General features: G+C 69.9%; 19 protein-coding genes and 2 tRNA genes. 12 read left to right on the forward strand and 9 right to left on the reverse strand.

The window, feature by feature from the left end; genetic code table 11:
• Positions 1-5 precede the first annotated feature (5 nt).
• From AMYAL_RS0128490 to AMYAL_RS0128505, 4 genes are all read left to right on the forward strand, one after another.
• On the forward strand, positions 6-1889 hold the full coding sequence (locus AMYAL_RS0128490; RefSeq protein ID WP_020634682.1) for a serine/threonine-protein kinase: 1884 nt from the start codon (positions 6-8) through the stop codon (positions 1887-1889).
• Between the two features lie 9 nt (positions 1890-1898).
• Positions 1899-3743: a serine/threonine-protein kinase gene (locus AMYAL_RS0128495; RefSeq protein WP_020634683.1), complete on the forward strand. Its 1845-nt coding sequence runs from the start codon at positions 1899-1901 to the stop codon at positions 3741-3743.
• 81 nt (positions 3744-3824) lie between these two features.
• Positions 3825-3899: transfer RNA gene (locus AMYAL_RS0128500), tRNA-Val, on the forward strand.
• A gap of 36 nt (positions 3900-3935) precedes the next feature.
• Positions 3936-4007 (forward strand) — tRNA-Val (locus AMYAL_RS0128505).
• A 262-nt stretch (positions 4008-4269) separates the two neighbouring features.
• Here the strand turns inward: AMYAL_RS0128505 and AMYAL_RS0128510 are convergent.
• The 8 genes from AMYAL_RS0128510 to AMYAL_RS0128545 all read right to left on the reverse strand — a co-directional run bounded on the left by AMYAL_RS0128510 (position 4270) and on the right by AMYAL_RS0128545 (position 16296).
• The gene (locus tag AMYAL_RS0128510; RefSeq protein ID WP_026467533.1) at positions 4270-5019 is read right to left on the reverse strand and encodes an ESX secretion-associated protein EspG; all 750 of its coding nucleotides are present in this window, start codon (positions 5017-5019) and stop codon (positions 4270-4272) included.
• Positions 5020-5086: 67 nt separating this feature from the next.
• On the reverse strand, positions 5087-6442 hold the full coding sequence (locus AMYAL_RS49375; RefSeq protein WP_143268013.1) for a hypothetical protein: 1356 nt from the start codon (positions 6440-6442) through the stop codon (positions 5087-5089).
• Between the two features lie 4 nt (positions 6443-6446).
• The gene (locus AMYAL_RS48595) at positions 6447-7082 is read right to left on the reverse strand and encodes a DUF3558 domain-containing protein (RefSeq protein WP_245193103.1); all 636 of its coding nucleotides are present in this window, start codon (positions 7080-7082) and stop codon (positions 6447-6449) included.
• Positions 7079-7591 (reverse strand): hypothetical protein, encoded by a 513-nt coding sequence (locus AMYAL_RS0128525; protein ID WP_020634687.1) that lies wholly within the window; start codon positions 7589-7591, stop codon positions 7079-7081. Before AMYAL_RS0128525 ends, AMYAL_RS48595 begins: the two co-directional genes overlap by 4 nt.
• A 492-nt stretch (positions 7592-8083) precedes the next feature.
• The gene (locus AMYAL_RS0128530) at positions 8084-9592 is read right to left on the reverse strand and encodes an MFS transporter (RefSeq protein WP_020634688.1); all 1509 of its coding nucleotides are present in this window, start codon (positions 9590-9592) and stop codon (positions 8084-8086) included.
• Positions 9589-13782 (reverse strand): type I polyketide synthase, encoded by a 4194-nt coding sequence (locus AMYAL_RS0128535; RefSeq protein WP_020634689.1) that lies wholly within the window; start codon positions 13780-13782, stop codon positions 9589-9591. Before AMYAL_RS0128535 ends, AMYAL_RS0128530 begins: the two co-directional genes overlap by 4 nt.
• On the reverse strand, positions 13779-15524 hold the full coding sequence (locus tag AMYAL_RS0128540) for a fatty acyl-AMP ligase (protein ID WP_020634690.1): 1746 nt from the start codon (positions 15522-15524) through the stop codon (positions 13779-13781). The genes AMYAL_RS0128535 and AMYAL_RS0128540 overlap by 4 nt, the downstream gene beginning before the upstream one ends.
• Positions 15525-15636: 112 nt before the next feature.
• Positions 15637-16296 carry a hypothetical protein gene (locus tag AMYAL_RS0128545; protein ID WP_020634691.1) on the reverse strand — a complete coding sequence of 220 codons (660 nt, stop codon included), beginning with the start codon at positions 16294-16296 and terminating at the stop codon, positions 15637-15639.
• Between the two features lie 446 nt (positions 16297-16742).
• Between AMYAL_RS0128545 and AMYAL_RS0128550 the strand changes: the two genes are divergently transcribed.
• From AMYAL_RS0128550 to AMYAL_RS0128590, 8 genes are all read left to right on the forward strand, one after another.
• Positions 16743-17789, forward strand: coding sequence for an alpha/beta hydrolase (locus tag AMYAL_RS0128550; protein WP_051137556.1), 1047 nt, complete (start codon positions 16743-16745; stop codon positions 17787-17789).
• Positions 17786-18619 carry an SDR family NAD(P)-dependent oxidoreductase gene (locus tag AMYAL_RS0128555; protein ID WP_039794212.1) on the forward strand — a complete coding sequence of 278 codons (834 nt, stop codon included), beginning with the start codon at positions 17786-17788 and terminating at the stop codon, positions 18617-18619. The genes AMYAL_RS0128550 and AMYAL_RS0128555 overlap by 4 nt, the downstream gene beginning before the upstream one ends.
• Positions 18616-19845, forward strand: a complete 1230-nt coding sequence (locus tag AMYAL_RS0128560; protein WP_020634694.1) for a glycosyltransferase — start codon at positions 18616-18618, stop codon at positions 19843-19845. The genes AMYAL_RS0128555 and AMYAL_RS0128560 overlap by 4 nt, the downstream gene beginning before the upstream one ends.
• A 279-nt stretch (positions 19846-20124) precedes the next feature.
• A complete protein-coding gene (locus AMYAL_RS0128565; protein WP_020634695.1) occupies positions 20125-20928 on the forward strand; it encodes an LLM class flavin-dependent oxidoreductase in 804 nt (267 codons plus the stop codon).
• 159 nt (positions 20929-21087) lie between these two features.
• Entirely contained in the window at positions 21088-22071 is a 984-nt protein-coding gene (locus AMYAL_RS0128570) for a TerC/Alx family metal homeostasis membrane protein (protein WP_020634696.1), read from the forward strand.
• A 234-nt stretch (positions 22072-22305) separates the two neighbouring features.
• A complete protein-coding gene (locus AMYAL_RS0128580) occupies positions 22306-23532 on the forward strand; it encodes a PP2C family protein-serine/threonine phosphatase (RefSeq protein ID WP_020634698.1) in 1227 nt (408 codons plus the stop codon).
• The gene (locus tag AMYAL_RS0128585; protein WP_020634699.1) at positions 23529-25052 is read left to right on the forward strand and encodes a sensor histidine kinase; all 1524 of its coding nucleotides are present in this window, start codon (positions 23529-23531) and stop codon (positions 25050-25052) included. The genes AMYAL_RS0128580 and AMYAL_RS0128585 overlap by 4 nt, the downstream gene beginning before the upstream one ends.
• Complete coding sequence (locus tag AMYAL_RS0128590; protein ID WP_020634700.1) at positions 25049-25486, forward strand: response regulator; 438 nt, start codon at positions 25049-25051, stop codon at positions 25484-25486. Before AMYAL_RS0128585 ends, AMYAL_RS0128590 begins: the two co-directional genes overlap by 4 nt.
• Before the next feature lie 2 nt (positions 25487-25488).
• Here AMYAL_RS0128590 and AMYAL_RS50445 read toward each other — a convergent pair whose 3' ends face one another.
• Positions 25489-26151 carry a hypothetical protein gene (locus AMYAL_RS50445; protein WP_245193105.1) on the reverse strand — a complete coding sequence of 221 codons (663 nt, stop codon included), beginning with the start codon at positions 26149-26151 and terminating at the stop codon, positions 25489-25491.
• Positions 26152-26305 lie beyond the last annotated feature (154 nt).

Consider the following 26305-nt stretch of genomic DNA (forward strand, 5'->3'; position numbering starts at 1 on the left):
CTTTCGTGAAGCCGTTGAACACCGGCGAACCCACCGGCGTGGGCCGCTACCGCGTGTTCGCCGCGCTCGGTGAGGGCGGGATGGGCCGAGTGCTGCTCGGGATCTCGTCCGACGGCCGCCTGGTCGCGATCAAGCAGGTCCACCCTGGTTTCGCGCACGACCCCGGCTTCCGCGAGCGGTTCCGCCGCGAGGTCGAGACGTCGCGGCTGGTGTCCGGCGCGTACACCGCTCCGGTCATGGACGCCGATCCGCACGCGCCGACCCCGTGGCTGGCCTCGGTGTTCGTGCCGGGGCCGTCGCTGTCCGAGGCGGTCTCGGCGGGCGGGCCACTGCCCCCGACGGCGGTCCGGCATCTCGCCGCGGGACTCGCGCTGGCGCTGGGCGACATCCACCGCGCCGGGCTGATCCACCGGGACCTGAAGCCGAGCAACGTCATCCTCACCGGCGACGGCCCCAGGGTGATCGACTTCGGGATCGCCCGCGCCATCGAAGGCGACTCGGAGCTCACGCACACCGGCGCGGTGATCGGGTCGCCGGGGTTCATGTCGCCGGAGCAGGCCGAGGGCAAGCCGCTGACCTCGGCGAGCGACATGTTCTCCTTCGGCGCGCTGCTGGTGATGGCCGCGACCGGGTCGAATCCCTTCACCGGGACGTCCACCCCGCACACCCTCTACAACGTCGTGCACGGCCGGCCCGACCTGCGGCAGCTGGCGCCTGAACTCCGGCAGATCATCGAGCCTTGCCTGGCGAAGAACCCGGCGGACCGGCCGTCCCCGGCCTGGGTGCTGGAGCGGCTCGGCCCGATCCCGCCGATGGCCAGTCCGTGGCCGCCGGTGGTCTCGCGGCTGATCGAGACCCAGCAGGCCGAGGTCGGGCGGCTGCTGAACCCCCCTCCGCCGAAGCGATTCCGGCGTGGCCTGTACGCGGGACTCGCCGCAGCCGCGGTGGTGCTGCTGGCCAGTGGCACGGTCGCGGCGGTCTCCCTGTCCGGCGACGATCCGCCACCGGCCGTGGCCGCGCCGAGCGCGTCCGCGGTACCGGACGTGCCGGTCACCACCCCCGTCAACCCGGATCCGCTCGGCCCGGACAACCTGCGCAAGGTCGACCTGTGCAAGGTGCTCGAAGGGCGCGACGTGCCGGGGTTCGGCAAGCTGAGCACGGAGATCGACATCCATTTCGACTCGTGCACCTACTCCTCGCCTGCGGGCAAATGGCTGGAGCTCGGGGTCGGCGGCGACCTGGTCGAAGGCGAAGCGGGCGGTGAGCTGGAAGGACTTCCCTTGCGGATCAAGGGTTCCGGCGACTCGTGCGCGGTCGCCGTCCCGGTCGGCGGCTTGCCGAACACCAAACTCAGCGCCGATGTGAACTCGATGTCCTCAAAGGACGAGGCGTGCTCGGTGGTGAAGGCCGCGCTCACCGACGCGGTCAAGCGGATCCGGGCCGGTGGACACGACCGTGAGCCCGCGGCGGGCACCCTGGCTCCGCTGGACCCGTGCGCCCTGGTCGGCCCCGCGACCGCGGACCGGCTGATCGGCCCGGTCGTCGAGACGATCCGCGAACATCTGCACCAATGCCGGTACGACGCGGCGGGCAGCGTCCGGGTGAGCCTCGTGCGGGCGTACCCGCCGGTCCAGTCGAAGGACTCCTATTACACGGGGACCGCGACCCTGGATCTCGGCGGCGCCAAGGTCTACCTGGCGAAGAAGGACGACGGCGTCGCCCGTTCGACCTGTTCGCTGACCTGGCAGCACCGATCCGTCAGCGACCGTGACGGGGAGAACGTCGAGCTGACCGTCAGTACCAGTGGTACGAAGATGACCGCCGACGAAGCTTGTGAGAAGGCGAAGGGCTTCGCCGGGGCGCTGATGCAGAAACTTCCGAAAACGTAGGGCTGGTCAGTGAAACCGTTGAACCCCGGCGAACCCCGGCAGATCGGCCCGTACCGGATCATCGCCGAGCTCGGTGAAGGCGGGATGGGGCGGGTGGTGCTCGGCCTGGCCCCGGACGGCAGGCTCGTCGCGGTCAAACAGCTGCACGCCCAGTTCGCGCACGATCCACGCTTCCGTGAACGGTTCCGGCGCGAGGTCGCCACCTCGCGGCTGGTCTCCGGCGCCTACACCGCCGCGGTCATGGACGCCGACGCGGAAGCGGAAACCCCGTGGCTCGCCTCGGTCTTCGTCACCGGGCCGTCGTTGAAGGAGGCGGTGGACGCCGCCGGGCCGCTGCCCGCCGAATCGGTCCGCCTGCTGGCGTCCGGGCTCGCCGCCGCGCTGACCGAGATCCACCGTGCCGGGCTGATCCACCGGGATCTCAAACCCGGCAACATCATCCTGACGAGTGACGGCCCCAGGGTGATCGACTTCGGCATCGCCCGTGTGACGGAGGAGGCGCAGGACCTCACCGGGACGGGCGCGATCATCGGTTCGCCCGCGTTCATGTCCCCGGAACAGGCGGGCAGCGGGCAGGTCACCGGCGCGAGCGACGTGTTCTCCCTCGGCGCGATCCTGGTCATGGCGGCGACCGGACGCGGCCCGTTCACCGGGCCGACCGCCCCTCAAACGCTGTATAACGTCGTGCACAGCACCGCGGATTTCAGCGACGTTCCGGAAGAGATCCGGCGCCTCGCCGAGCCCTGCCTGGCCAAAGACCCCGCACGGAGGCCGACGCCGGAACAGATCCTGGACTTCCTCGGCCCGGTGCCGCCGGGCGCGGCACCCTGGCCACCCGCCGTGCACGCCCGGATCCAGCGGCAGGACACTGAGGTGCGCTCGGTGCTGGCCCTGCCGTTGCCGATCTGGCGGCCGCCGCCCAAGAAGATGGCGCCGCGGACGAAGAAGATCCTGTTCGGCTCGCTCGCCGCGGTCGTTCTCCTGGTGGCCGCCGGGATCGTGGCGCTCGGCCTCTCCATCGCCGACTACGCCAAACCCGAGAGCCCCGGCACGACGTCGCTGGCCGCCGCCGAGGCGCTCAGCCCGGAACGGCTGCGCCTGGTGGACCCGTGCAAGGTGCTCGCGGGCCGGTTCGTGCAGGAGTTCGGCACCCTGAAGGCGGACACGGACTCGAGCTACCCGGCCCGCTGCAAGTACACGGGACTCAAGGGGGTCGACTTCGAACTCCGGCTCGGCGAAGGCGTGACGGCCGGCAGTCTGGAGCGGACCGACCGTACCGCGGAGGGGTTTCCGTTGCTGCGCAGCACGGTCAGCGGCGGATGCGACTCGATCGCCCAGTTGCCGTCGGACCGGCGGCTCGGCGTCGTCGTCTCCCAACCGGGCCGGGACGGCGATCCTTGCCAGGCCGCCGACGACATGCTGTCCGCCGCCCTCACCCGGCTGCGCACCCACGAGGTCGACCGCGCGGGCGACCCGGCGAGCATCCTCCCGCTCGACCCGTGCGCGGTCGCCGATCCGGCGGTGCTCGGCAAGAACCTGCCCAACGCGCAGACCGCGCCGCGGACGTTGCGGATCTGCGAGTGGGTGGGCGGCGGGGACACCCTGACCGTCGAGCTGCAGCGAGGCGCGTACGTGCCCGAAGGTTCGCCAGTCGACCTCGGCAACGGCTTCACCGGAGACGTCCGGGAGTTCGGTGGCTCGAACTGCGCGGTGACGTGGCAGCACCGCGCACTCCAGGACCGCGAGGCCGAACACGTCGCCGTCCGGTTGCTCGCACGTGAGGGGAGCGAAAGCCCCTGCGGCCGGGCGAAGGAGATCGCGAGCTCGATCGTGCCGAAGCTCCCGAAGCCCTGAGGTCTGATGGAGAAAGGGAACCCCTGTGCGGGCCCGGAAACGGGTCCGCTAAGCTGTCTCCAGTACGAACGAACAACACACGCGCGTTTAGCTCAGCGGGAGAGCGCTTCCCTGACACGGAAGAGGTCACTGGTTCAATCCCAGTATCGCGCACCAGGTTCACTTCCCCAGGTGAACCGGAGTTCGTACCGCGGGCGATTAGCTCAGGGGGAGAGCGCTTCGTTCACACCGAAGAGGTCACTGGTTCGATCCCAGTATCGCCCACATAAAGGGTATCGTCAGAACCCATGAAATTCACGCCAGGGGCGTGGCTCTCCGGAGTCACGCCCCTGAATTTTGTCGGTGTTGTGATCGCCGGATGCCCAGCCTCCAACCGGGCGAAAAGGCAACGGCGGTGGACTCCGGTCGGGCTGTGGTTCACCGGAAGCGACGCAGCCGGCCAGGCCGTCGAAGTCCCGCATCCGCTGCCGCCTGGTTGACATTGCCAATGCCAACCGCAAAGTCCCGTGAGGCGGCCGTAGCTGGGTCAGCTCAGTCCCTTGAGGGTGTCGTTCAGGGTGAGTATGGAGTCTCGGAATGTGGCCGGGTGCATCACTACCCGGTCGTCGCCAGTGGCGTAGGTCAGCACGCGTCCCCGCCCGGTCAGGTCCAACGCCGTGATAGGGCTCGACCGCACGCGCTCCCCGTCGCGCCGGCATGCGGCATAAACTTGGTGTGCGGCGTCACGCGGCGCACCGAGCACGGACACCAGCTCGTCGTAGTCGCGGGTATCGGGGGCTTCGGCCAACGGGTCGTCGGGGTGTGCTGGTCCGTTCTCTGCTTCCGCCCTCGTCATCGATACCGCTCGCACGCCTGCCGGGTCGATCGGCGGCAGCGAATCGAATAGCGTGGTCGCCAGCCGGGTCGCGGGGATAGGTTCGATGATCACCGCCTGTGGGTCTGCGATGACGCGTAGCCCGTCGGTGTCGCTCGCGGCGACCAGTACCGCGCCGTGGGAGTCGTCGCGGTAATGACTGAACGCGTAGAACTCGCGGGAGGGGGCAGCTATCAGGGTCAGCGTGTTGATCCAGAGCGGGTTCAGCCTGCCGCCACGCGCCAAGCCCTTCTCTGCTAACAGTTTGAGGGTTTCTTCGTGTAGCGCGCGGGTGCTCTCGTCATCGGTCCACAGATGCCGATCGGTCCCGATGATCGGGTGCGGGTCGGGTAGGTCGATCATCGACCATGCGGTAAGGAATCCTTGACGGGGCAATACGACGGCGTGTTCGAGCACACTCACGGGCACACCCTTTGGTATGGGTCGACAAGAGGGAGCGTTCGCCGGCTGCGGGGACCGAGGGCGATGCCTATTTACCGATGGTCGGTGGAACGGCCGGGTACCCGGTCTCGGGGTCGACCAGCTTGTCTCCCTTTTCGGTGAACAGCGCGTCGTCGTCTTGGACGTACTTGCGTTGCCGCTCGCGGTCTTCCTCGCTTTTACCTCGTGCTCCACCGGGCGGCATCATGCCGGGAGTGCTACCGGGGCGGCCGCCGGCGCGCGAGGATCCTGCACCACTGACAGGGCCGGGCTCTCCAGGAACGCCGCGCATCCCCGTTTGCCGCCCCGCGCCCGGAGCACCACCGGTTCCACTGCCGGAACCGCCTCCGCCCGGAGTCCTTCCGCCTGCGCCTGGTCCGCTGCCAGGGACCGCGCCGGGGTTCCAGCCGCCCTCGAAGTACGGGTTTGCCGCGCGCGTCTCGGGTCCGGAGGGCACACCCAAGGAAGGAACGCCGGGGCCGGGGCTGACCGGGCCGGGGCTGGTCGCGGGTGGTGTCCATCCGGAGGTGGTTGTTTCCTCGTGAGCTGCCGGGTGCGGCACAGGGGCAGGAGTTGCGGTGTGCTCGCCTGGTCCCGCGTTCGTGGAAAACCCCGGCGTTACTGGCGCAGGTCCCGACGACGGCGCAGGTCTCGACGACGGTGGGGTCGCTGTTCCCGGTCCGGTATCGCGGTCGGAGCGGTCAGCACCGAATCCCTTGACCGGGCCGCGTTTCGCGTCCGGGGTGCCGGGGCCGGGAATGAGCGTGACCTCTCCGGCGTCAAACTCTCCGAGCGTGCCGTAGTCGCCGGTTAACAGCTTCGCTTGTGTGCGGGTGCTGGTGGCATAGGAGTTATAAGCTTCCGCGTTCTGCTTGGAGGTCTGGTTGTAGTCGCCAATCGACTTTTCCGTGTCGGTGTCCCACGGCAGAGCCGCATCCAGGAAGCTCTTCTCCGGTGGTTTGTCCGGCAGTGGCACCATTTTCTTCTGTGTGCTGTCAAAATGGCTCGCCACGTTGGTCACGTTGCCGCTGTTGTCGGCGAGCGTGTCACTGGTGACATTGAGCACGGAACTGAGTTTCTTCATCCGGGCCTGCGCGGCGTCCGAAGCGTGACCGGTCCAGGCGGATTCGAACTTTCCCGCGAACGCGAGCACTTCCGACGACAGCGCGCGGTGATCCTCAGCCAAGTCCGACGCGGTACGCGCGCCGATGTGCCACAGCTTGCTTGACCCGGCGAGCATCGCCTTCACTGCTTCGTCAATGGAGGTTGCCCGCCCTAGCCGGCCACCGTCGCCGAACAGGCCGCCGGCCCATTCGGCGGCGGCATGAAGACCGGCCTTCACACCGCCCTCGACCGTGTGCGCGGCTTTGGTGACCAGGTTCCGCGCGTCGTCCCACAGGCTCACCGTGTCACGCTCCCGCCCGCTGTTTCAACGTGGACACCACGAGTCCGGCCATTTGCGCGGTCACCTCGCAGGAATCAGCCTTACCGCGCTTGCCGTCACCGAGAAAGCCGCCGACATCGACCGAGAGATCGTCGGCTATGCCGATCGTGACAGTGCAGTCTTGGTCTTTGTTGTTCGAGTACGCGACAGCGGGGAATCCTTGAATATCGGCCAATGGGCGCCAAATCGGATTCTTGGGCTGACTGTTTTTGTAGACGCCGCTAAGACCGTCGTGAGTTTTCGTTACGTAGGTCACGAGAATTTGACCAAGAGTGGCCGAGTTGGCCCATGTGCAGCCGTTGCCCACTGTCTCGACCAGGTTGTTGGGCTTGCCTGGAACCTCGACCCCGATGGCTTGCTTTACTTGTCCGGGGGTGAGCGCGGTTGAGCAAGGGTCGCCCGACAACACGGAAGCGGGCAGAGGATTAGTTACCTTTGGGGCGCCGGCGTATGGCAACGACGTGTTGGGACTATTGGAAGATGCAGGCGCACTTGAGGGGGTTTGGCTGACTGTATCTGTCGGGTCGCCCGTAGCGCACGCCCCGAGCAGCACGGCGATACCAGCCGCCAGCGCACTGCATTTCGCCGCCTTGGTCATCATCCGGCCATGCCCCCTTGGGTCTCGGTATCCGCGCCCACGCGGTTGATCGCAGTCTTGTTATCGGCATCGGTTTCGGTGGTCATCCCCAGCGCCTTGCGAAGTTTCTTGCGCAAGGTTTCAAGGTATCGAATCTCATCGTCGATCTGTTGAACCGCTTTGTCGAACGCTGCCGCGCTGGTCCACGGGGTCAGGGCATCCAAAGAGCCCCCGGTCAGTTTCCCGTTGTATTCGACGCTCACGACATCCTGCGCAGGCGGTTCGAGGCGTTGTAAAGTTTTCGCCGACAATTTCATCTGGCCCAGTCGAATCAGGAACCCGTTCACGTCTTCGAGTGCCGCGTGGGCCTGGTCGGAGCTGAGTGTGAAACCTTGACCGACTGTCGAGGTCGTGTCGTTAGCAGCCAACTCGGCGCGATGCCCCAGTTTCGATACCGTCTCGTAGTACCCCGCAGCCCCGGCGGCGAACAGTTCTTTCGCCAGCTCGGACGCTCTATCCCCACCCTCGCTCATGCCCCTCTTGACCCCTCGTCAATGTGCGTGATCGGTGCGACCTATCGCGCTTGATCGGTTAGACCGATCGGCGGCGCATGTCATCGTAGTCGATCGGGCACAGTCTGTGGACTGCCTCCGGTGAACCCGCAGGTAACAACCCACTTTCCGGTGATCCTCACCCAGGCCGCGAAACGCTGAGCAGCGCAGCCGATCGAGCGACCGATAATCGAACGGCAAATAGCCCGAGCAAGCGAGCCGAGGTTCGTGGGGGGGGGGTGCTGTACCTGATGCTGACCCGGCTACTGGACGCGAAGTGGCTCACCGACGGACGGGTCGATGGCTTAGCTGCTCGGAGCCCTCGCCTCATGACAAACTTTCTTGCTGGTGATAGCCGTCTTCGGCTTCGCGCTTGGGTTCACTCAGCGATCGATCGCTTGAATTCAGGAACCGTGAATCAATGGATGCGCGGCGCACAGAGACTTCGACTCTGAAAATCGCTGAAGTTTATCGCTACTTCGCCGGTCTCATATGAGAGCTGACAGCGGCGCCACTCACGAGACCTGCCACCACGAACAGTCCACAAGCGACCGCAGCGGACACCTGCAACCCGATAGTGCAAGCAACTCGGGCGGCGTCGAGCAACTCGCCGCCAACCTGTGAGGCGAGGCCGGACACGGCCGCCTCCGTTTGAGCAGGTCCCGACAAGGCGAGCTGTCGTGCCGCGTCGGGCACCCCGGCCGGGACGGCCAGATGTCCCGCGTACACCACGGCCGCCAGGGAACCGAACACCGTCGTCCCGAAACCGGCGCCCAGTTCGTAGCCCGTCTTCTCGACCGCCGCGGCGCCGCCCGCCTGGTCCGCCGAGGTCGCCGAAAGCAGGGTGTCGGTGCTCGACGTGAGCGCGAGCGCCATCCCCAGCCCCAGTCCGGTCAGCCCGGCACCGAGGAGCACCGGTGACGTCAGCGCGGCCGACCCCGAGGCCGGGACCAGCAGCGACACCGCCGCCACCGCGAACCCGGCCGTGCGGACCCGCGCGTTGCCGAACCGTCCCAGCAGCGTAGGGGTCACCACGCTCCCGACGGCCGACGCGCCCAGCACCAGGAGCAGCCGGCTTGCCGCCGCCGTCGGCGAGAGACCGAGCACCACTTGCAGATACTGGGCGAACAGCAGTCCGAGACCGACCAGTGTGCTCATCACCAGCAGGACCCCGCCCACGGCCGCCCGCACGCCCGGCACCCGGAACAGGGTGAGATCCAGCAGTGGTGGATCGGTCCGGCGCTGGCGGCGCACGAACAGTCCGATGAGGACACAGCCGGTCACGCCCGAAGCGACGGCCGGCAGCCAGGACCCCGGATGTCCGATGGCGAAAGCGATTCCGAGGACACCGCCCGCGGCGAGGGCGGCGCTGCGCGCGTCCCACGGCCGCTGTCCCGGTGGATTCCGGGGGAGCCAGCGCAGTGCCAGGACCACGGCGGCCAGGATCACCGGAGGGTTCAGCAGGAACGTCGCCCGCCAGCCCCACGTCTCCACGAGCACGCCGCCGAGGATCGGCCCGAACACCGAGCCGGTCCCCGCGATCCCGCTGCACACCGCGATCGCCGTGCGGCGGTGCCGCTGCTCCGGGAAGAGTTCGCGGAGCAGCGACATCGTGACCGGCATGATCATCGCGCCGCCGCAGCCGAGCAGCGCGCGAAAAGCCAGCAACGCCGGGACGTTCGGCGCGAAAGCGCATCCGAGCGACGCGATCCCGAACACGACGTACCCGGCGACCAGTACGCGTCGCCGTCCGTACCGGTCGCCGAGGGTGCCGAACGGCAGCAGCAGCGGCGCGGCGGTCAGCGGGTAGATCGCCACGATCCACACCTGCGCCGCCGCACCGGGACGCAACTGCCGGACGAGGTCGGGCAACGCGACATGCAGTACCGTCGCGTCGACCGCCACGAGGAAGAGCCCGGCGCCGAGCACCGCCAGGAGCGGCCAGGCGCGGTCGGCCGCTCGCTCGGTCCGGGCCGTGGTCACAGGAGTCCCGCCAGATGTCGCGCCACGACATCGACGTGCGGCGGGTCGACCACCGACAGGTGATGCGCCTCGACCGGCACGATCTCCAGCTCCGGGCACAGCTCGGCCCAGCCCGCCGCGAGATCCGTGCGCGAGTACCGCGGTTCCATCGCCAGTCCGGCCGCGTACTGCTCGACGGCCCGATAGAGCACGACCCGGCCGTCGTAGCGACGGGGCGTCGCGCGTTCGGCCGCCAGGGTGTCCAAAAAGGACTGACGCTGGTGCCGGAGCACGCCGGGGCTGAGCAGACCGGCTTCGGCGACCCGTCGCATGGTCAGCTCGATCTGCTCCTCCTCGGGCAGCGGAGCCAGTTCCTCGTGGCCGAGCCGGACTTCGCGGCCATAGGTTCCCTCGACATAGCCGGTGAACCGCAGGAACCGCCGGGCGGACGACGCGCGCGGATCGAGGTCCGGTTCCGGGAGCGGGAGCATGGTGTCGATCAGCGCGACGAACTCGACCTCTTCGCCCTCTTCGGCGAGCCGTGCGGCGACGCCGTAGGCCAGCGCCCCGCCGAACGACCAGCCCGCCAGCCGGTACGGCCGGTCGCGGCGTTGTGCCCGCACCAACGGCAACAGCTGCTCGACCCGCTCCTCGATGCCGGCGCCGGGAACCCGCTCGAACCCGACACACGGCACCGAGGTGGGCAGCCGGTCCAGCAGCGGCCGGTACACGGTGCACGTGCTGCCGCCGGGGTGGAACAGCAGCAGCGGCGCGACTCCCACTGAGCCAGGAGCGAGGATGTGGACCGGACCGCGTTCCTCCCTCGTGTCGAGGACGGCGCGGGCGACGTCGGCGATTGCCGCGAGCGAGTCGTGCCGGCGGAGTTCGGCGGCGTCGACAGGCGTGTCGAGTTCGGTGCCGAGGCCTTCGGCGAGCAGTTCGGCCAGCCGGTCCGGCGTGTCGGTCTCGGTCAGCCGGACGTGGGTGCCGCTCGCGTCGGCGCCGGTGTGCTCCTGCCACAGCCGCAGCACCAGGCGGTCGGCCGCGTCCCAGGCACGGCCACGGGCCGGACGCGGCTCCTCGTCGTCGCGAGGTGCGAGATCCCGGCTGAGGTCGGCGAGGGTCGCGCCCCGGAGCACGCTGACGGTGTCGGGTTCGGTGCCGAATTCCCGCCGGACGGCGTCGCGGATCCGGTTCGCCATCAGGGAATCCAGCCCGAGTTCGACGAGCGGGACGTCGGCGTCGATCCGATCGGGGCGCAGCCCCATGACGGCGGCGACGATCTCGGTCAGCCGGTCGCCGCCGCTCCGCACCGGTTCGGGTTCCGGCGTCCGTGCCGCGAACGACGGTGGCTCCTCGGCGGCGGTGTACCAGTGCCGTTCGTGCCGCCACGGCATCGGCGGGACGTCGACCAGCCGGGCGCCGTCGTCCGGATCGGCGGTGGTGATCCGGGTACCCGCGCAGTAGAGCCCGGCCGCGGCGGCGCCCAGCGAGCGGGCCTCGTCCTGACCCCGGCGCAGCGTCCCGGTGACGACGGCGTCGTGGATCCCTTCGGCGTCGAGCGTCCGCGACACCGAACCCCGCAGGATCGGATGCGGCGACACCTCCAGGAAGACCCGGTGCCCGTCCGCGGCGGCGGCCGCCACGGCCTGCCGGAACCGCACCGGACGGCGCAGATGTGCGGCCCAGTACCCGGCGTCGAAATCCGGCAGCTCTCGCGGATCGGCCAGAACCGTGTCGTACCAAGGCACCGTCGGACGGCCACCGCCCAGTTCGGCGAGCGCCTCCCGGAGCTCGGGCAGGACGGGGTCGACACGGGCGGAGTGCCCGGCGACCTCGACCGGCAGCCGCCGCGCGGTCAGCCCGGCGGCCTCGAGTTCCGCGACGAGCAGATCGAGCACGGTCGCGTCCCCGGCCACGGTCAGCTGACCCGGCGCGGATTCGACGGCGAGTTCGATGTCCGGGTACAGCTCCAGTTCCTCCGGCGCCAGTTCCACCGCCGCCATCGCCCCGCCCGGTCCGATGGTGCCCAGGAGCCGGGCACGGGTAGCCACCAGGTGGACGGCCTCGTCGGGGGTGAGCACGCCGCTCACCACGGCGGCCGCCGCGGAGCCGAGGGAGTGCCCGACGACGGCCGCGGGCCGCACCCCGAGCGCCTCCCACTGGGCGGCCAGCGCGATCTGCGTCCCGAAGATGGCGGTCTGGGTTTCGGGCAGGGACAACGAGTTCCCGGTGGTGAGCAAGGCGCGCAGCGAGCGGCCCGTGTGCTCGGTGAACAGGTCATGGAGCTTGTCGACCTGGGCGGCGAAGGCGGGCTCGGCGGCCAGCAGCCCGCGGCCCATCCCCGGCCACTGAGAGCCGTGGCCGGAGAACACGAACACCGGGCCGTCGGTGCTCAGCGCGGTCCCGGCGGCCGCGCCCGCGGGCAGCGGATCGGCGCCGGCGCCGACAGCGCGCAGCAGGACCGCCAGTTCGGCGGTGTCCCCGGCGACGACGGCGGCGCGGTGCGGTCCGCCGTTGTCACGGCGGGACAGCGTGTGGGTGACGTCGGCGAGGGAAAGCGACGGCGTGGCTTCCAGCCAGTTCGCCAGCTGCGTCGCGCGTTCGGTGAGACGGTCGCGGGTGCGGGCGGAGAGCAGCCCGATCCGGACGTCTGTGTGGTCCCCGGCCGGTTCCAGCGCCGGGGCCTGTTCGAGGACGACGTGCGCGTTGGTCCCGCCGAATCCGAACGCCGACACCCCCGCCGTGGCACGGCCGGACCGCCGCGGCCACGGCGTCGGTTCGGTGACCACCTTCAGGCGCAGGTCGCCGAACGGGATGTGCGGATTGGGCGCGGAGAAGTGCAGCTGGGGCGGCAGTTCGTCGCGGGACAGCGCGAGCACGACCTTGATCAGCCCGGCGATCCCCGCGGCCGCCTCCGCGTGCGCGATGTTCGTCTTCACCGAACCGATCAGCAGCGGTGCGTCGGCCGGGCGGTCCTTGCCGAGAACCGCGCCGAGCGAGCGAGCCTCGATCGGGTCGCCCAGCAGGGTGCCGGTGCCGTGCGCCTCGACGTAGTCCACAGTGGACGGGTCGAGCCGGGCGCCGTGGTACGCCGTGCGCAGCATGTCCTGCTGGGCGATGGGGTTCGGCGCCGCCATACCCTGTGACCGGCCGTCGGAGTTGACCGCGGTGGAACGGATCACCGCCAGCACCCGGTCGCCGTCGTATTCGGCGTCTGTCAGCCGTTTGAGCACGACGACGCCGCAGCCTTCGGCACGCGCGATGCCGTCGGCGTCCGCGGCGAACGTCTTGCACCGGCCGTCGCCGGCGAGCAGCCCGGCCGCGGCGAACGCGGCCGTCGGTCCCGGTAGCAGCATGAGGTTCACACCTCCGGCCAGGGCAAGATCCGCCTCGCCGTCGCGCAGCGCGCGGACAGCGTGGTGCACCGCGACCAGCGAAGACGAGCAGGCGGTGTCCACCGCCATGCTCGGCCCGCGCAGGTCGTAGACGTAGGACAGCCGATTGGCGGAGATACTCCCGGCCGCGCCGGTGGCCGTCCAGAGGTCGACGCCGCCGCCCGACATCGTGAGATGCCCGTAGTCGTGGGTGGAGATCCCGGTGAACACGCCGGTCCGGCTGCCGCGCAGGGACGCCGGGGCGATCCCGGCGTGTTCCAGTGCAGCCCAGGCGACCTCCAGCAGCATCCGCTGTTGCGGGTCCATTGTGGACGCTTCACGCGGGGTGATGCCGAAGTGTTCGGCGTCGAATCCGGCGACGTCGTCGAGGAAGCCGCCGACGATCGGTGCCGCGTCGGCGTTCCAGCGGCCCGGCGGCGCGGTGCGGACGGCGTCCCGCCCGCTGCGCAGCAGGTCCCAGAACTCGTCGAGGCCGTTCGCTCCCGGCCAGCGGCAGCCGAGGCCGATCACGGCGATCGGATCGGTCCGGCGACGGTCAGTGCCCGCCTGCTCCGGTTCCGGTTCGGCGCTGCCGGTGAGACTGCGGGCGAGGTGGTCGATGGTCGGGCTTTCCCACAACAGGGTGGCGGGAAGCGGGGTGCCGAGCAGGTCTTCGAGGTCGGCGGCGATACCGACGGCCTGGCGGGAGGACAGGCCGTAGTCGCTGAGCGGGCGGTCGGCTTCGAGCCGGGCCGCGTCGACGCCGGTGTGCTCGGCGACGGTGTCGAGCAGCCAGCGGCGCAGCGCGGGGGTGTCGAACGACGGGTTTCTCATCGCGCCAGTGCCTTTCCGTAGTCGCCGGCGAGGTAGCGGTCGCGGCAGGCGCTCCGCGCGATCTTGCCGCTGGAGGTCCGCGGGACCAGGCCCGCCGGGACGAGCACGACGGCACGCAGCGCGAGCCCGTGCGCGTCGGAGACCAGCCGCCGGATCGACACGGCGAGGGCCCGTTCGTCCTCTGTGGTCAGCGCTGTGTGGCCGCGATGTTCGGCGACGACGACCGCGGCTTCGGTGTCGGCGCCTTCGACGGCGAACGCGGCGACGCTGCCGGGGCGGATGTCGCGGTCGGCCGCGGCCGCCGTCGCTTCGACGTCCTGCGGGTAGTGGTTGCGGCCGTCGACGATGAGCAGGTCCTTGATCCGGCCCGCGATGTAGACCTCGCCGTCGTACCGCACGCCGAGGTCCCCGGTGCGCAACCAGGGCCCTGCCGGGAGCCCGGTGTGGTCGCCGGTCAGCCGGGCGCCGAAGGTCTCGGTGCTCTCCACAGGTTTCTGCCAGTAGCCGGTGCCGACGTTGGGCCCGTGTACCCAGATCTCGCCGACCGAGCCGTCTTCCAGCGCGACACCGGTTTCCGGGTCGACCAGCGCGACGTGCTGACCCACCGGCACACCGCAGGCCACCAGCCGGAGCCCGTCGTCCGCCTGCCGTGCCGTCCCCGCTCCCAGTGCCGTGCGGTCGAAGGTGGTGACGCGCGGGGGAGCGCCAGGGCCGGTGGTGACGAAGACTGTCGCCTCGGCCAGCCCGTACGAGGGGCGCGTCTTCTCCGGCAGGTAGCCGGAATCGGCGAAGGTGGTGTGGAACCTGTCGAGGACGTCGGGATTGATCGGTTCCGCGCCGTTGACGATCGCGGCGACGCGGTCGAGGCGGAGCTTGGCACGGTCCTCCTCGCGCACCCGGCTCGCGGCGTAGTGGAACGCGAAGTTCGGGGCGGCGCTCCAGCTCCCGTTGTGGTCGCCGAGCAACTCAAGCCAGCGCACCGGTCGTTCGATGAAGGCCAGCGGATCCATCAGCACCGACCGCATGCCCATCGCCAGCGGCGTGATCAGGCCGAGCACGAGACCCATGTCGTGGAACAACGGCAGCCAGGACACCGTGGTCCCCGTCGCCGGGTCGATGCCGAGCCCCCGCACCGCCTGGCTGACGTTGGCCAGCACGTTCGCGTGCGTCAGGACCACGCCCGCCGGGCTGCGGGTCGAACCGGAGGTGTACTGCAGATAGGCCACGTCCTCCGGCGCCGGATCCGGGGCGGGCCACGCGCGGGCCGGGCCTTCGGCGGGCTTGTCGGCCGCGACGACGGCGACGCGTTCGCCGCCGGGCAGCCCGGCGAGGAATTCGCGGACCGCGTCCTCGGCCGAGAAGGTGGTGATGACCGCGGTGGGGGAGCAGTCGGTCAGCACGGCGGCGAGCCGTCCGGTGTGCCCTGGCAGCCCAGGGTCGAACAGCGGTACGGCGATCGCGCCCGCGGTGATCGCGCCGAGGAAGGCGACGACGTAGTCGGCGCTTTGCGGGCACAGCACGGCCACCCGGTCGCCGGGCCGGACGGGCAGCGCGCCCGCGACGGCGTCGACGCGCTCCCGGAGCTGCTTCCAGGTCAGGGTCCGCCGCCGCCCGGCGCGATCGGTCGCGAAGTCGGCGAAGGTCAGCGCGGGCCGGTCGCCGTCGGTGTCCGCCCAATGCCGGAGGCAGGCGGGGAGGGTGGGGCCGGGGATGGCGGGCAGGTTTTCGGGGGCCAGGGACATGGCGTCTCCTCGGTGTTTGGTGGTGAACCCGCGACCGCGATCGACGTCGGCAGGGCGCGGCCCGGTCAGCTACGTCACGGTGGCGGCCGAGGCGGGTTCGGGGGTCGGGGTTTCAGCGGCCGAGCGGTCCGGCGGCGTGCCGCCAGGCGGCGACGGCGAGAGCGTCGAGGTCGAGGCCGGTGGTCCCGGCGTCACGAAGCACGACCAGTACGTCGTCGGCGGCGATGGCGACGGTGCGCAGACGCAGTCCGGGCAGTTCGGGGGGCTGTCCGGGTAACGTCAGGAGTTGTTGGTAGGAAAGGGTTTTCGCATCCGGAACGACGGGCGCCGGGTGGACGGTGACGGTCGACAACGCGGTACCGGTCGCGTCGTCGACCGTCACCTTCGAGCACCGTCCGGCCTGCGCGGTCCACGCCGCCAGATCGGGCGGGTTCGTCCTGCGTGCGACCAGTTCGGAGACCTGGCCGCCGGGCACCGCGGACTGGAAACCCCGACCGGCGGCGCCGGTGCCGACCAGCCTGCCGCGGACGACGTCCTCGCAGCCACCGACGTCGACCCGGCTCTCTTCCCGGTCTGTTGTGGACAGTGCCGCGGTCAGATCGAAATCTTCGCGCGCGGACGCGTGCGGGACGGTCTCCGGAGGGAGCAGAGCAGCGGGCGGAACGGCGGGAGAACGCGGCGTCGCGGCCGCCTGAATCGATTCTCCCGGCACGCCGGAAATGGTGGCCACCGCGGCGGCGGAGATGACGAGAGCACGAATTCGGGCAGTCATGAATAGCCCTTTCGGAAGGGTCCTGAGGGGGTCACGGTCCCTTCGGTGGGACGCAGGCGCCGGGGTTGCGTCAGGGGACGCCGAACCGGGGCGGCACGACGAAGGCTACGACGGGAAATCGAATACCGGAAGGTGTCAAGAGAACGTCAATATCCTTCGTGTACTGGGCGTGAGCTGCGACTTTCGAGCTTTTCGCTGGTGTGCGAGCCAGTTTGGTACTCCCGTGCCACAGTCGCTCACTGTGCGTGAGCGACGGGTCACCCTGCCGGGGGAGGCCGGTGCATTTCTTGTTTCCCTGGCATTCACATTGTCCTCCCGGATCGTGGACAGGACAATTGCCTGGAGGGGGCTCTTCCGCTTAACGTGTCGGCTCTCCGGATTTCCTTTGCGGGTAATCGCCGTCACATTTTCGAATTCGATCGAACGACCGGGACAAAGGATTACGTATGCGCAATACTTCGAGGCGGCCGCGGGCTGTCGCGGTGCTGGCGGCCGTGACCTGCTTGCTGCCGACCGTCGCCGTCGCCCCGGCCCGTGCCGAGAGCGGTGTCCCGGACGCCCGCGCCGACGACGGCTCACACGTCGTCGCCCAGACCACTGTGGACGGTGATCCGCGGATGCTGGATCTCACCGTGCGCTCGGTCGGCGTCGGCGGCTACGCGATGGTGCGGCTGATCCTGCCGTCTCGGTGGGACGCCGAACCGGACCGGAAATGGCCTGCGGTGTACCTGCTCGCCGGGGAGACGCGGCTGCAGGACTATCGCGGCTGGACCGCGAACACCGACATCCGGAAACTCGCCGACGACTCCGGCGCTTTGGTGGTGATGCCGGGGTCCGGTTCCGCGGGCTTCTTTTCCGACTGGTGGAATTACGGCAAGAGCGTCGTCCTGAATCACTGGGAGACGTTCACCGCCGTCGAGATCCCGCAGCTGATCGATCGCGGCTATCGCGGGGACGGGCGGCGGGTGGCGGCGGGGCTCTCGCTCGGCGGCTACGGCGCGGTGGAACTGGCTGCCCGGAGGCCCGGCGTGTTCCGGTTCGCCGGATCGTTCAGCGGCAACCTCAATCCGACCGGTCCGTACGGCGAGCTGCTGACCAGCGCGATCGTCGCCTCGGCCCGGCAGGATCCCGAGGCGCTCTGGGGTGACCGGCGGCGCGAGGCGTCCCGCTGGGACGCGCACGATCCGCTGGTGAACGCCGACCGCCTGCGCGGCACCGAGCTGTACCTGTCGACGGGCAACGGCCTGCCGGGCCCGTTCGACGGGAAGCTCCCGATCGACGTCCTCCCCGGCGCGATGCTGCTCGAATTCCTGTGCTCCGGCCAGACCACCGCGATGGCGGACCGGCTGAACCGGCTCGGTGTCCCGGTCACGACGGACTTCTACGGGCCGGGGACGCACCACTGGGCGTACTGGCAGGACCAGCTGCACAAGACCTGGCCGCGGATGCTGAACGCGCTCGCCGCGCCGGTGAAGACAGGGGAGGCGTCGTGACCCGTCCATCCTTTGTGGTCACCGGGGCTTCGAGCGGGATCGGCCGCGCCTGCGTGGCCGAACTCATCCGGCGGGGCGCCCATGTCTGGGCCGGTGTGCGCACCGACGCGGACGAAACGGAACTCGCCCGCACCCACGGCGAAGCGGTCACCGTCCTGCGGATGGATCTCCGTGACGCGGCGTCGATCGCGGCGTGCGGGGAGAAGGTCGCGGCGGCGGGACCGTTGCGGGGCCTGGTGAACAACGCCGGGATCGCCCGGCCCGGACCGCTGGAACATGTCCCGCTCGAGGATTTCCGGCAGCAGCTGGAGGTCAACGTCACCGGTCAGCTCGCCGTCACGCAGGCGATGCTGCCCGCCCTGCGAGCCGCACCCGCCGCCAGGGTGGTGACGGTCGGGTCGATGGGCGGGCGGATCGCCGGCCCGATGGTCGGGCCCTATCACACGTCGAAGTTCGCCCTGGTCGGCTTGACCGACAGCCTGCGTGCGGAACTGGCGCCGTCCGGGATCGACGTCGTCCTCGTCGAACCCGGCGCGGTCGCCACCGCCATCTGGCCGCGTGCCCGCGCCGCCGCCGAAGAAGTACGCGCGGCTTTGCCGGAAGTCGCGCGGGAAAGGTACGCGGCGCAACTGGAAGAGGCCGAACGCAGTGCCGAGCGTTCCGCACGGAACGGTGTGCCGCCGGAGCGGGCCGCGCGGGTCGTGGTCCACGCGCTCACCGCCCGCCGTCCCGCGCCGCGCTACCTGGTCGGCCGGGACGCGCGTGCCGCGGCGGTGCTGGCGAACCTGCCGTTCCGGCTCCGTTACCGGTTGACGGCGGCGAAGCGGTGACCCGGCTTGTCGTGATCGTCGCTCCCGGTTCGCGCGGCGACGTCCAGCCGTGTATCGCCCTGGGGCGCGGGCTCCACGGTGACCGGGTCCGGGTGCTGGCGGCCGAGCGATTCCGGGCTTGGGTGACCGGGCACGGCCTGGAGTTCGCGCCGCTCTCGGCGGATCCCGGCGAGATCCTCGGTTCGGACGGCGGCCGCGAATGGACCGACGGCGGGCGCACTCCCGCGACGTTCCTGCGTGGTCTGCGAGGTGCGCTGGCCCCGGTGCTGGAACGCCTGCTTGCCGATGTCCGCAAAGGAGCGACAGGGGCGGACCTCGTGCTCGCCCCGACGCTGGGTTTCCTCGGCGCGCACCTGGGTGCCGCGCTCGGCGTCCCCGACGTCGAACTGCATTACCAGCCCAGTGTGCCGACGAGGAAGTTCGCGCATCCGCTGCTTCCGTGGGCGGCCAAGGCAGGCCCGTGCGGACGGCGGCTGAGCTTCCGCGCCGTCGACGCCGTCGCCTGGCAGGTGCTGCGGCCCGAGGTGGACCGGTGGCGTGGTGCGGAACTCGGTCTCCCGGCGGCGGGATGGCGTGGCCCCCGGCGGTCGGAAACCCCCGTGCTGTGCGGTTTTTCCGGCGCCGTGGTGCCCCGGCCGAAGGATTGGCCCGCGAGGGTCCACGTCACCGGGTACTGGTTCCTCGAGACCCCCGCCGGGTGGCGGCCGGACCCGCGACTGCGGGACTTCCTGGCCTCGGGGCCGCCTCCGGTGTATGTCGGTTTCGGCAGTATGCGGCCGTCGGAGGCGGAGCGGACGTTCGCCGCCGTCCGCACGGCGTTGCGTCGTGTCGGGCTGCGCGGCCTGCTCGCCACCGACGCCGGGGCAGACGACGATGATCTGCTGATGGTTCAGGACGTCCCGCACGCGTGGCTCTTCCCGCGGACCGCCGCGGTGGTGCATCACGGCGGCGCGGGTACGACCGCGGCCGCGTTGCGCGCGGGTGCCCCGTCGCTGATCTGCCCGGTCTTCGCCGACCAGCCCTACTGGGGCGACCGGGTGGCCCGCCTCGGCGCCGGGCCGCGTCCGCTGCCGTTGCGGGAACTCACCGCGGACGCCCTGACCGCGCGGTTGCTGGAGCTGTCCGGGAACCTCCTGTTCCGTCGCGAGGCGCAGTACGTCGCCGCGCGGCTGCGCGAGGAGGACGGGGTGGCGCGTGCGTGCGAGGTGCTGCGGGAGGTGGGTTAGCGCGGCAGTGGGGGCGGTGTCGCGAAAGCCACTTTCGGGACATCTGACGTCCCGAAAGTGGCTTTCGCGACACCTGATGCTGGCGGGCGAGAGGGTTCGCACGCCTGACCTGTGCGAGGGCGACGGTGCGTGAGTGTCGGAGGCGACGACCACCTTCCCCTCGGGGCATACCGGGCGGTCCGGCTGGTCGTGAGTGGTAAGTGTCGTTGGAACCGGCCTTCCCGCTCGCGAGGCCGAAAAGCGCCACAATTGTCGGTGCGGCGTCGTACGGTCGCAGGCATGAAATTGCGCTCAGCACTCTGGCTGCCGATCTTCGACGAGCTCGCCGACCCGGTGATCGTCGCGCGCCTCGCCGCCGAGGCCGAGGAGGCGGGCTGGCACGGCCTGTTCGTCTGGGACCACGTCCGCTGGCAGGAGCCGGTGCGTGCCGTCGCCGACCCGTGGATCACGCTCGCCGCCGTCGCGTCGGCCACCGAAAAGCTCGCCTTCGGTCCGATGGTCACGCCACTGGCGCGGCGGCGCCCGGTCAAGCTCGCCCGTGAGACAGCCACGCTGGACCGGTTGAGCGGCGGGAGGCTGATTCTCGGCGCGGGGCTCGGAAGCGACCGGTTCGGCGCGGAGTTCTCGAAGACCGGTGACGAGGTGGACGACCGCAAACGCGGCGAGATGCTCGACGAGTCGCTGGAGATCCTCACCGCCGCCTGGTCCGGGGAGCCCGTGCGGCACCACGGCGTGCACTACACGGTCGACGACATCACCTTCCTGCCCCGTCCCGCGCGCCCGGTTCCCGTCTGGCTGGCGGGTTTTCCAGGGAAGACGAAGCCGATGCGCAGGGCCGCGCGGTACGACGGGTTCTTCCCGGTGAATCTGCCGCACGCGGACGAGTTCGCCGAGGCGGTCGAGACGATCACCGCGCTGCGCGAAGACGACAAGAAGCCGTACGACTTCGCGATCGGCGTTCCCGCGGGCACGGATCTCGAGCCGTACGCGAAGGCGGGCGCGACCTGGTGGATGGCCGAATTCCCGTGGGACGACCTGTCCGTCGACGCGGTGCGCGGCGTACTGAGGGAGGGCCCTGCTTGACCCCACCTTTAATAACTCTTTACCAAGTGCGATACTGGACCGACGAGGGGAGTACTTCCCAAGGGTCTGCCCGGTCAGTACGGACACTCCGCCAGTGTCCTCGGGAGGCCGCCCCGCAGGGGTGAAGGAGACCTCGAACTTCGAGTTCGAGGAGGCTCCATGCCCGAGTCCGCTGGTTCCGTGGGATCGCCGGGGTTGTGGGCGATCAGCATCGCCGTCCTGCTGGCACTGCTCGTCGCCGATTTCGCCGTCACCCGCAAACCTCATGAGGTGTCGATGCGGGAGGCCGCCGGCTGGTCGGTCTTCTACCTCGCGCTCCCGGTGGTGTTCGGGCTCTGGCTGTGGCTCGAATTCGGCGGCGGCCAGGCGCTCGAGTTCATGACGGGGTTCGTGGTCGAGAAGTCCCTGTCGGTGGACAACCTGTTCGTCTTCATGCTGTTGCTCGCCGCCTTCGCGGTCCCGCCGGCCGTACAGCAACGAGTGCTGCTGTACGGCATCGTGGGCGCGCTGGTGCTCCGCGGCGTGTTCATCGCGGCCGGGGCCGCGATGCTGTCGGCGGGCACCTGGGCCTTCCTCGTCTTCGGGGTCATCCTGCTCGCCTCGGCGGTCAAGATCCTGCGCGAAGCCATGTCCGACGGGCAGAGCGAACTGGATCTCTCCCAGCTGCGGTCGGTCCGGTTGCTGCGACGGCTGATGCCGGTCACCGACGACTACCGCGGCACCCGGCTCACCGTGCGTGAACAAGGGCGTCGCGCCCTCACCCCGCTGGCTGTCGTGGTCGTCGCGGTCTTCGCCACCGACGTGGTGTTCGCGGTCGATTCGGTGCCCGCCGTCTACGGCATCACCGAGGACCCGTACCTCGTGTTCGCCACCAACGCCTTCGCCCTGCTGGGCCTGCGTGCTCTGTACTTCGTGCTCCACTCCGCGCTGGCGAAGCTCGTCCACCTGAACCACGGTCTCGCGATCATCCTCGCGTTCATCGGGGTGAAGCTGGTCCTGCACTGGGCACACGGGATCTGGCCGGCCGTGCCGCAGGTCCCGACCCCGGTCTCACTGGGAGTGATCGTCGTCGTCCTCGTCACGGTCTCTTTCACCAGTCTGTACGCGCGCCGTCGCGAAGCGGCCAAGGCGGCGAAGGAGTGAGCGATGATCACCGGACTCGTCGTCGGCTTCCTGGTCGATCTCGCGGTCGCCGCGCTCTTCCTGGCCGCGCTGGTCCTGGTCTTCGCGGCGATGCGGCCGCCAAGGCCGCCGCCGTGATCGAACGCTGGCGTGTCGGGGCGGCATGTCCGGTACGGCCGGTACGCTCCCGGTGGTTGAGAAGACAGCCGTCTTCTGTTCGCGCGCCGGAAAACCGGTGAGGAAAGGTGGCTGTCCGTGTCCAACGCCGTGCGGCACGGCGAGCAGTCCCCACCTCGTAGACCCTCACCGCAGCTGGATCGCCTGCATGTCCTGCTGATCGAGGACGACGACGGCGACGCGCTCCTGGTCGAAGAGATGCTCGCGGACGCGGCCGAAACCCTCGAACGGGTCGTGCTCGACCGGGCGACCACCCTCGAACAGGCCCTCGCCCAGCCGATCACCGCCGACTGTGTGCTCCTGGACCTCCAGTTGCCGGACGCGACCGGCCTGACCGGCTTGACCCGGCTGCGGCAGCACGCGCCGTCGACGGCGGTGATCGTCCTGACCGGCCGCGAGGACGAGGCGCTCGGGGTGTCCGCGCTGGGGGCCGGCGCGCAGGACTACCTGGTCAAGCACCACGTCGACGGCCAGCTGCTGGCAAGGACCCTCCGCTACTCATGGGAACGCAGCCGGGCCGAACGCGTCGAGCAGCAACTGCTCCAGCACCAGTTGCTGGCCAGGGAGAACGCGCGGCTCGAACGCGGACTGCTGCCGACCCCGCTGGTGACCGATCCCCGGCTCGGTCTCGTGGTGCGGTACCGGCCCGGCCGGAACGGGGCCCTGCTGGGCGGCGACTTCTACGACGCCGTCGAACTCCCCGATGGCACCCTGCAGCTGGTCATCGGCGACGTCTGCGGGCACGGCCCGGACGAGGCGGCGCTCGGGGTCGCGCTGCGGATCGCGTGGCGTTCGGTGGTGCTCGCCGGGCTGCCGATGGCGGAAACGCTGGCGATGGTGGAAAAGATGCTGCAGCACGAGGCATTGGGCCCGCTGTTCGCCACCGTCTGCATGATCACCGTCGCTCCGGACCGCCGGTCGCTGCGGATGAGCCTGGCCGGTCATCCGCAGCCGCTGCTGGTCGACGACTCGGGCGGCAGGCTGCTGTCCAGAGAGGCACTCGGCCCGCCGCTCGGAGTCGCGCCGGGCACCGGGTGGCGGGAGCTGACGGTGCCGATGGGGCCGCGATGGTCACTGCTGCTGTACACCGACGGCCTGTTCGAAGGGCGCGTCGAGGGCAGCGGGGAACGGGTCGGGCTGGAACGGATGGCCGCCGCCGCGGTGGACAGCCTGACCGCCGAGGGTGGCTCCGCCGCCGTGCTCGACCACCTGATCAGCGAGATGGACGTCCTGCACGGCGGGCCACTGGACGACGATGTCGCGCTTGCCCTGCTCACGTTCGACTCCGGGGAGCCGCCTCGATGAAGCCCGCTTGGTCGATCCGCCGCTGGGCGTCGCTGTCCGGGGTGATCGCCACCCTGCTGCTCGGCGGCGCGATCGTGGCCGGCTCGCTGGCCCTGACCAACCTCACCGATTCGCGCGCCAGGCTGCTGGACGTGACCGGTCCGCAGGTGCTGCAGTCCACCGCCCTCTCGACGGCGATGCTCGACCAGGAGACCGGCGTCCGCGGCTACCTCCTGGGCGGGCGGCCCGAGTTCCTGGAGCCGTACCGGGACGGGGTGAAGGCGCAGGACACGGCCGTCGCGGAGTTGCGGCGGCTCGGAGCCACCCCCGGTACCGCCACCGGTGACGACCTGGACCGGGTCCTGAACGCCGCCACGGCCTGGCGCCGGACGGTCATCGAACCCGTGCTCTCCGGCGTTCCCGCCACGGTCGCGCAGGTGGACGCGAGCAAACCGCTGTTCGACGAAGTCCGCGGTTCCCTGGGCACGCTGCAGAGCCGTCTGGAGGTGGAACGGCTGGACGCGCGGGGGGACCTGTCGGCCTCGGCAGACGTCCTGCGCGTGATGCTCATCGTGATCGCGGTCCTGCTCTGCGCCGCGCTGGCACTGGTCTTCCTTGTCCTGCACCGGAAACTGATCAAGCCGATCCGGCGGCTCGCCACCGAGGTGCGTGACGTCGCCAGCGCCGACATCCACCGTGAGGTCCGCGGCTCGGGGCCCAAGGAGATGCGCGAGCTGGCGTCCGATGTGGAATCGCTGCGCGCGCGGATCATCGCGGAGGTCACGGACCTGGAGCGCGCGCAGGAGACGATCGCCGTGCGGACACGGGAGCTGGAGCGGTCGAACTCGGATCTGGAGCAGTTCGCCTACGTCGCCTCGCACGACCTGCAGGAGCCGCTGCGGAAGGTGGCCAGCTTCTGCCAGCTGCTCCAGAAGCGGTACCAGGGGAAACTGGACGAACGCGGGGACCAGTACATCGGGTTCGCCGTCGACGGCGCGAAAAGGATGCAGGCGCTGATCAACGACCTGCTCGCCTTCTCCCGCGTCGGACGCCGTCCAGGGGAGAACGTCCTGCTGGAGACCGGGGACCTGCTGAACATCGCGCTGGGCAATCTCGAAGACGCCATCGCCGAGTCCGGCGCCCGGATCACGCACGGGGAACTTCCCGCCGTCCTGGGGGAGAAGTCCCTGCTCACGGCGGTACTGCAGAATCTGGTCGGCAACGCGATCAAGTTCCGCGGGGAGGACCCGCCGGAGATCGACGTCTCCGCCGAGCGTGACGGCGAGGACTGGCGATTCTCCGTCACCGACAACGGAATCGGCATCAAGGACGAGTACGCCGAGCGGATCTTCGTGATCTTCCAACGACTGCACGGCCGTGGCGACTATCCGGGCACCGGGATCGGCCTCGCCCTGTGCCGCAAGATCGTCGAACACCACGGCGGGAGGATCTGGCTGGACACCACCGTCACAGCCGGGACCCGGTTCAGCTTCACCCTGCCCGTAGCCGAGAACCCCAGCGAAGAAAACGGAGAAGCATGACAGACTCCCTGGAACCGATCCACATCCTGCTGGTCGAGGACGACCCCGGCGACGTCCTCATGACGCAGGAGGCGTTCGAGCACCACAAGATCCGCAACACCCTTTCGGTCGTTTCCGACGGCGAGCAGGCTCTGCAGTTCCTGCGCCGGGAAGCGCCGTACGAGGACGCGGAACGGCCGGGGCTGATCCTGCTCGACCTGAACCTGCCCCGCAAGGACGGTCGCGAGGTGCTCAGCGAGGTCAAGGCGTCACCGGAACTGCGCAGCATCCCCGTGGTCGTGCTCACCACGTCCGAGGCCGAAGAGGACATCCTCCGCAGCTACGACCTCCACGCCAACGCCTACGTCACCAAACCGGTCGACTTCGACCGGTTCATCGACGTGGTCCGGCAGATCGACAACTTCTTCGTCACCGTGGTGAAGCTTCCCCGCTGACCTCAGGGGAAGCGGATCACGGTGATCCCGGCCAGCACGAAGAACACCAGCACCACCAGGGTTCCGCTGTGCCCGCCGGACGAACTGGTCACGACCTGCTCGACAGCGCCGGTCAGCCGCACACCGCAGTCCGCGACGACGGTGTGCCTGCCCGCCTCGATCCGGGTGAACTCGACTGCCGTGGTGAAGGCCCCGGTGCTGTCGGCGTAGGCATGGCCGACGCTGTCGCCGTTCGAAGTCAGGTTGACGGGCTCACCGGGCGCACAACCCTTGCCGGTCGCGGACAGCTTGTCGCCCGGCTGCACACTCGGCCGGTCGAGGATCAGTTCGTCCGGCTTCGGCGGGGTGCTGCTCGACGAGGGGACGTCCGTCGGCGGGGGAGTGTCCGTTGTGGACGACGGCGGCGGTGTGGTCGTGGTGGGTGTCGTCGTCGTGGTGACCGGGGTGGTCGGCGTGGTGGTCGTCCCCGGCCTGGTCGGCGTGGTCACCGGGACGGTCGGCTTCGTCGTCGGGGGCACCTTCGTGGTCGGCGGCGGCGTGGTCACGGTCCCGGTCACGCTGTACACCGCGCTCCCGGTCAGCGGCCCGCCGGTCCGCGCGTTCGTGCAGGTGCCCGACACGGTGTGGCCACCGGGTGTCGCGTTGCCGGGGACCGTCGCCCCCACCTGTCCACTGGGGGCACTGACCGAAGTGATGGCCGCGCCTTCCCAGGTGAAAGAAATCGGTCCTTTGCACGGGGAGAAATTCCAGGAAATGGTAAAAGAACTCCCGGCGGGGCCGCTCGAAGGTTTCAAACCAACCGTCGATTGATAAGGGGAC

It is taken from the genome of Amycolatopsis alba DSM 44262 (assembly GCF_000384215.1).
Classification (GTDB): Bacteria; Actinomycetota; Actinomycetes; order Mycobacteriales; family Pseudonocardiaceae; genus Amycolatopsis; species Amycolatopsis alba.

Coding starts and splice junctions, on each gene's coding strand:
- AMYAL_RS48595 (WP_245193103.1), bottom strand. CDS start 7,082: ATGATGACCAAGGCGGCGAAATGCAGTGCGCTGGCGGCTGGTATCGCC.
- AMYAL_RS0128525 (WP_020634687.1), bottom strand. CDS start 7,591: ATGAGCGAGGGTGGGGATAGAGCGTCCGAGCTGGCGAAAGAACTGTTC.
- AMYAL_RS0128535 (WP_020634689.1), bottom strand. CDS start 13,782: ATGAGAAACCCGTCGTTCGACACCCCCGCGCTGCGCCGCTGGCTGCTC.
- AMYAL_RS0128540 (WP_020634690.1), bottom strand. CDS start 15,524: ATGTCCCTGGCCCCCGAAAACCTGCCCGCCATCCCCGGCCCCACCCTC.
- AMYAL_RS0128545 (WP_020634691.1), bottom strand. CDS start 16,296: ATGACTGCCCGAATTCGTGCTCTCGTCATCTCCGCCGCCGCGGTGGCC.
- AMYAL_RS0128550 (WP_051137556.1), top strand. CDS start 16,743: ATGCGCAATACTTCGAGGCGGCCGCGGGCTGTCGCGGTGCTGGCGGCC.
- AMYAL_RS0128565 (WP_020634695.1), top strand. CDS start 20,125: ATGAAATTGCGCTCAGCACTCTGGCTGCCGATCTTCGACGAGCTCGCC.
- AMYAL_RS0128570 (WP_020634696.1), top strand. CDS start 21,088: ATGCCCGAGTCCGCTGGTTCCGTGGGATCGCCGGGGTTGTGGGCGATC.
- AMYAL_RS0128585 (WP_020634699.1), top strand. CDS start 23,529: ATGAAGCCCGCTTGGTCGATCCGCCGCTGGGCGTCGCTGTCCGGGGTG.
- AMYAL_RS0128590 (WP_020634700.1), top strand. CDS start 25,049: ATGACAGACTCCCTGGAACCGATCCACATCCTGCTGGTCGAGGACGAC.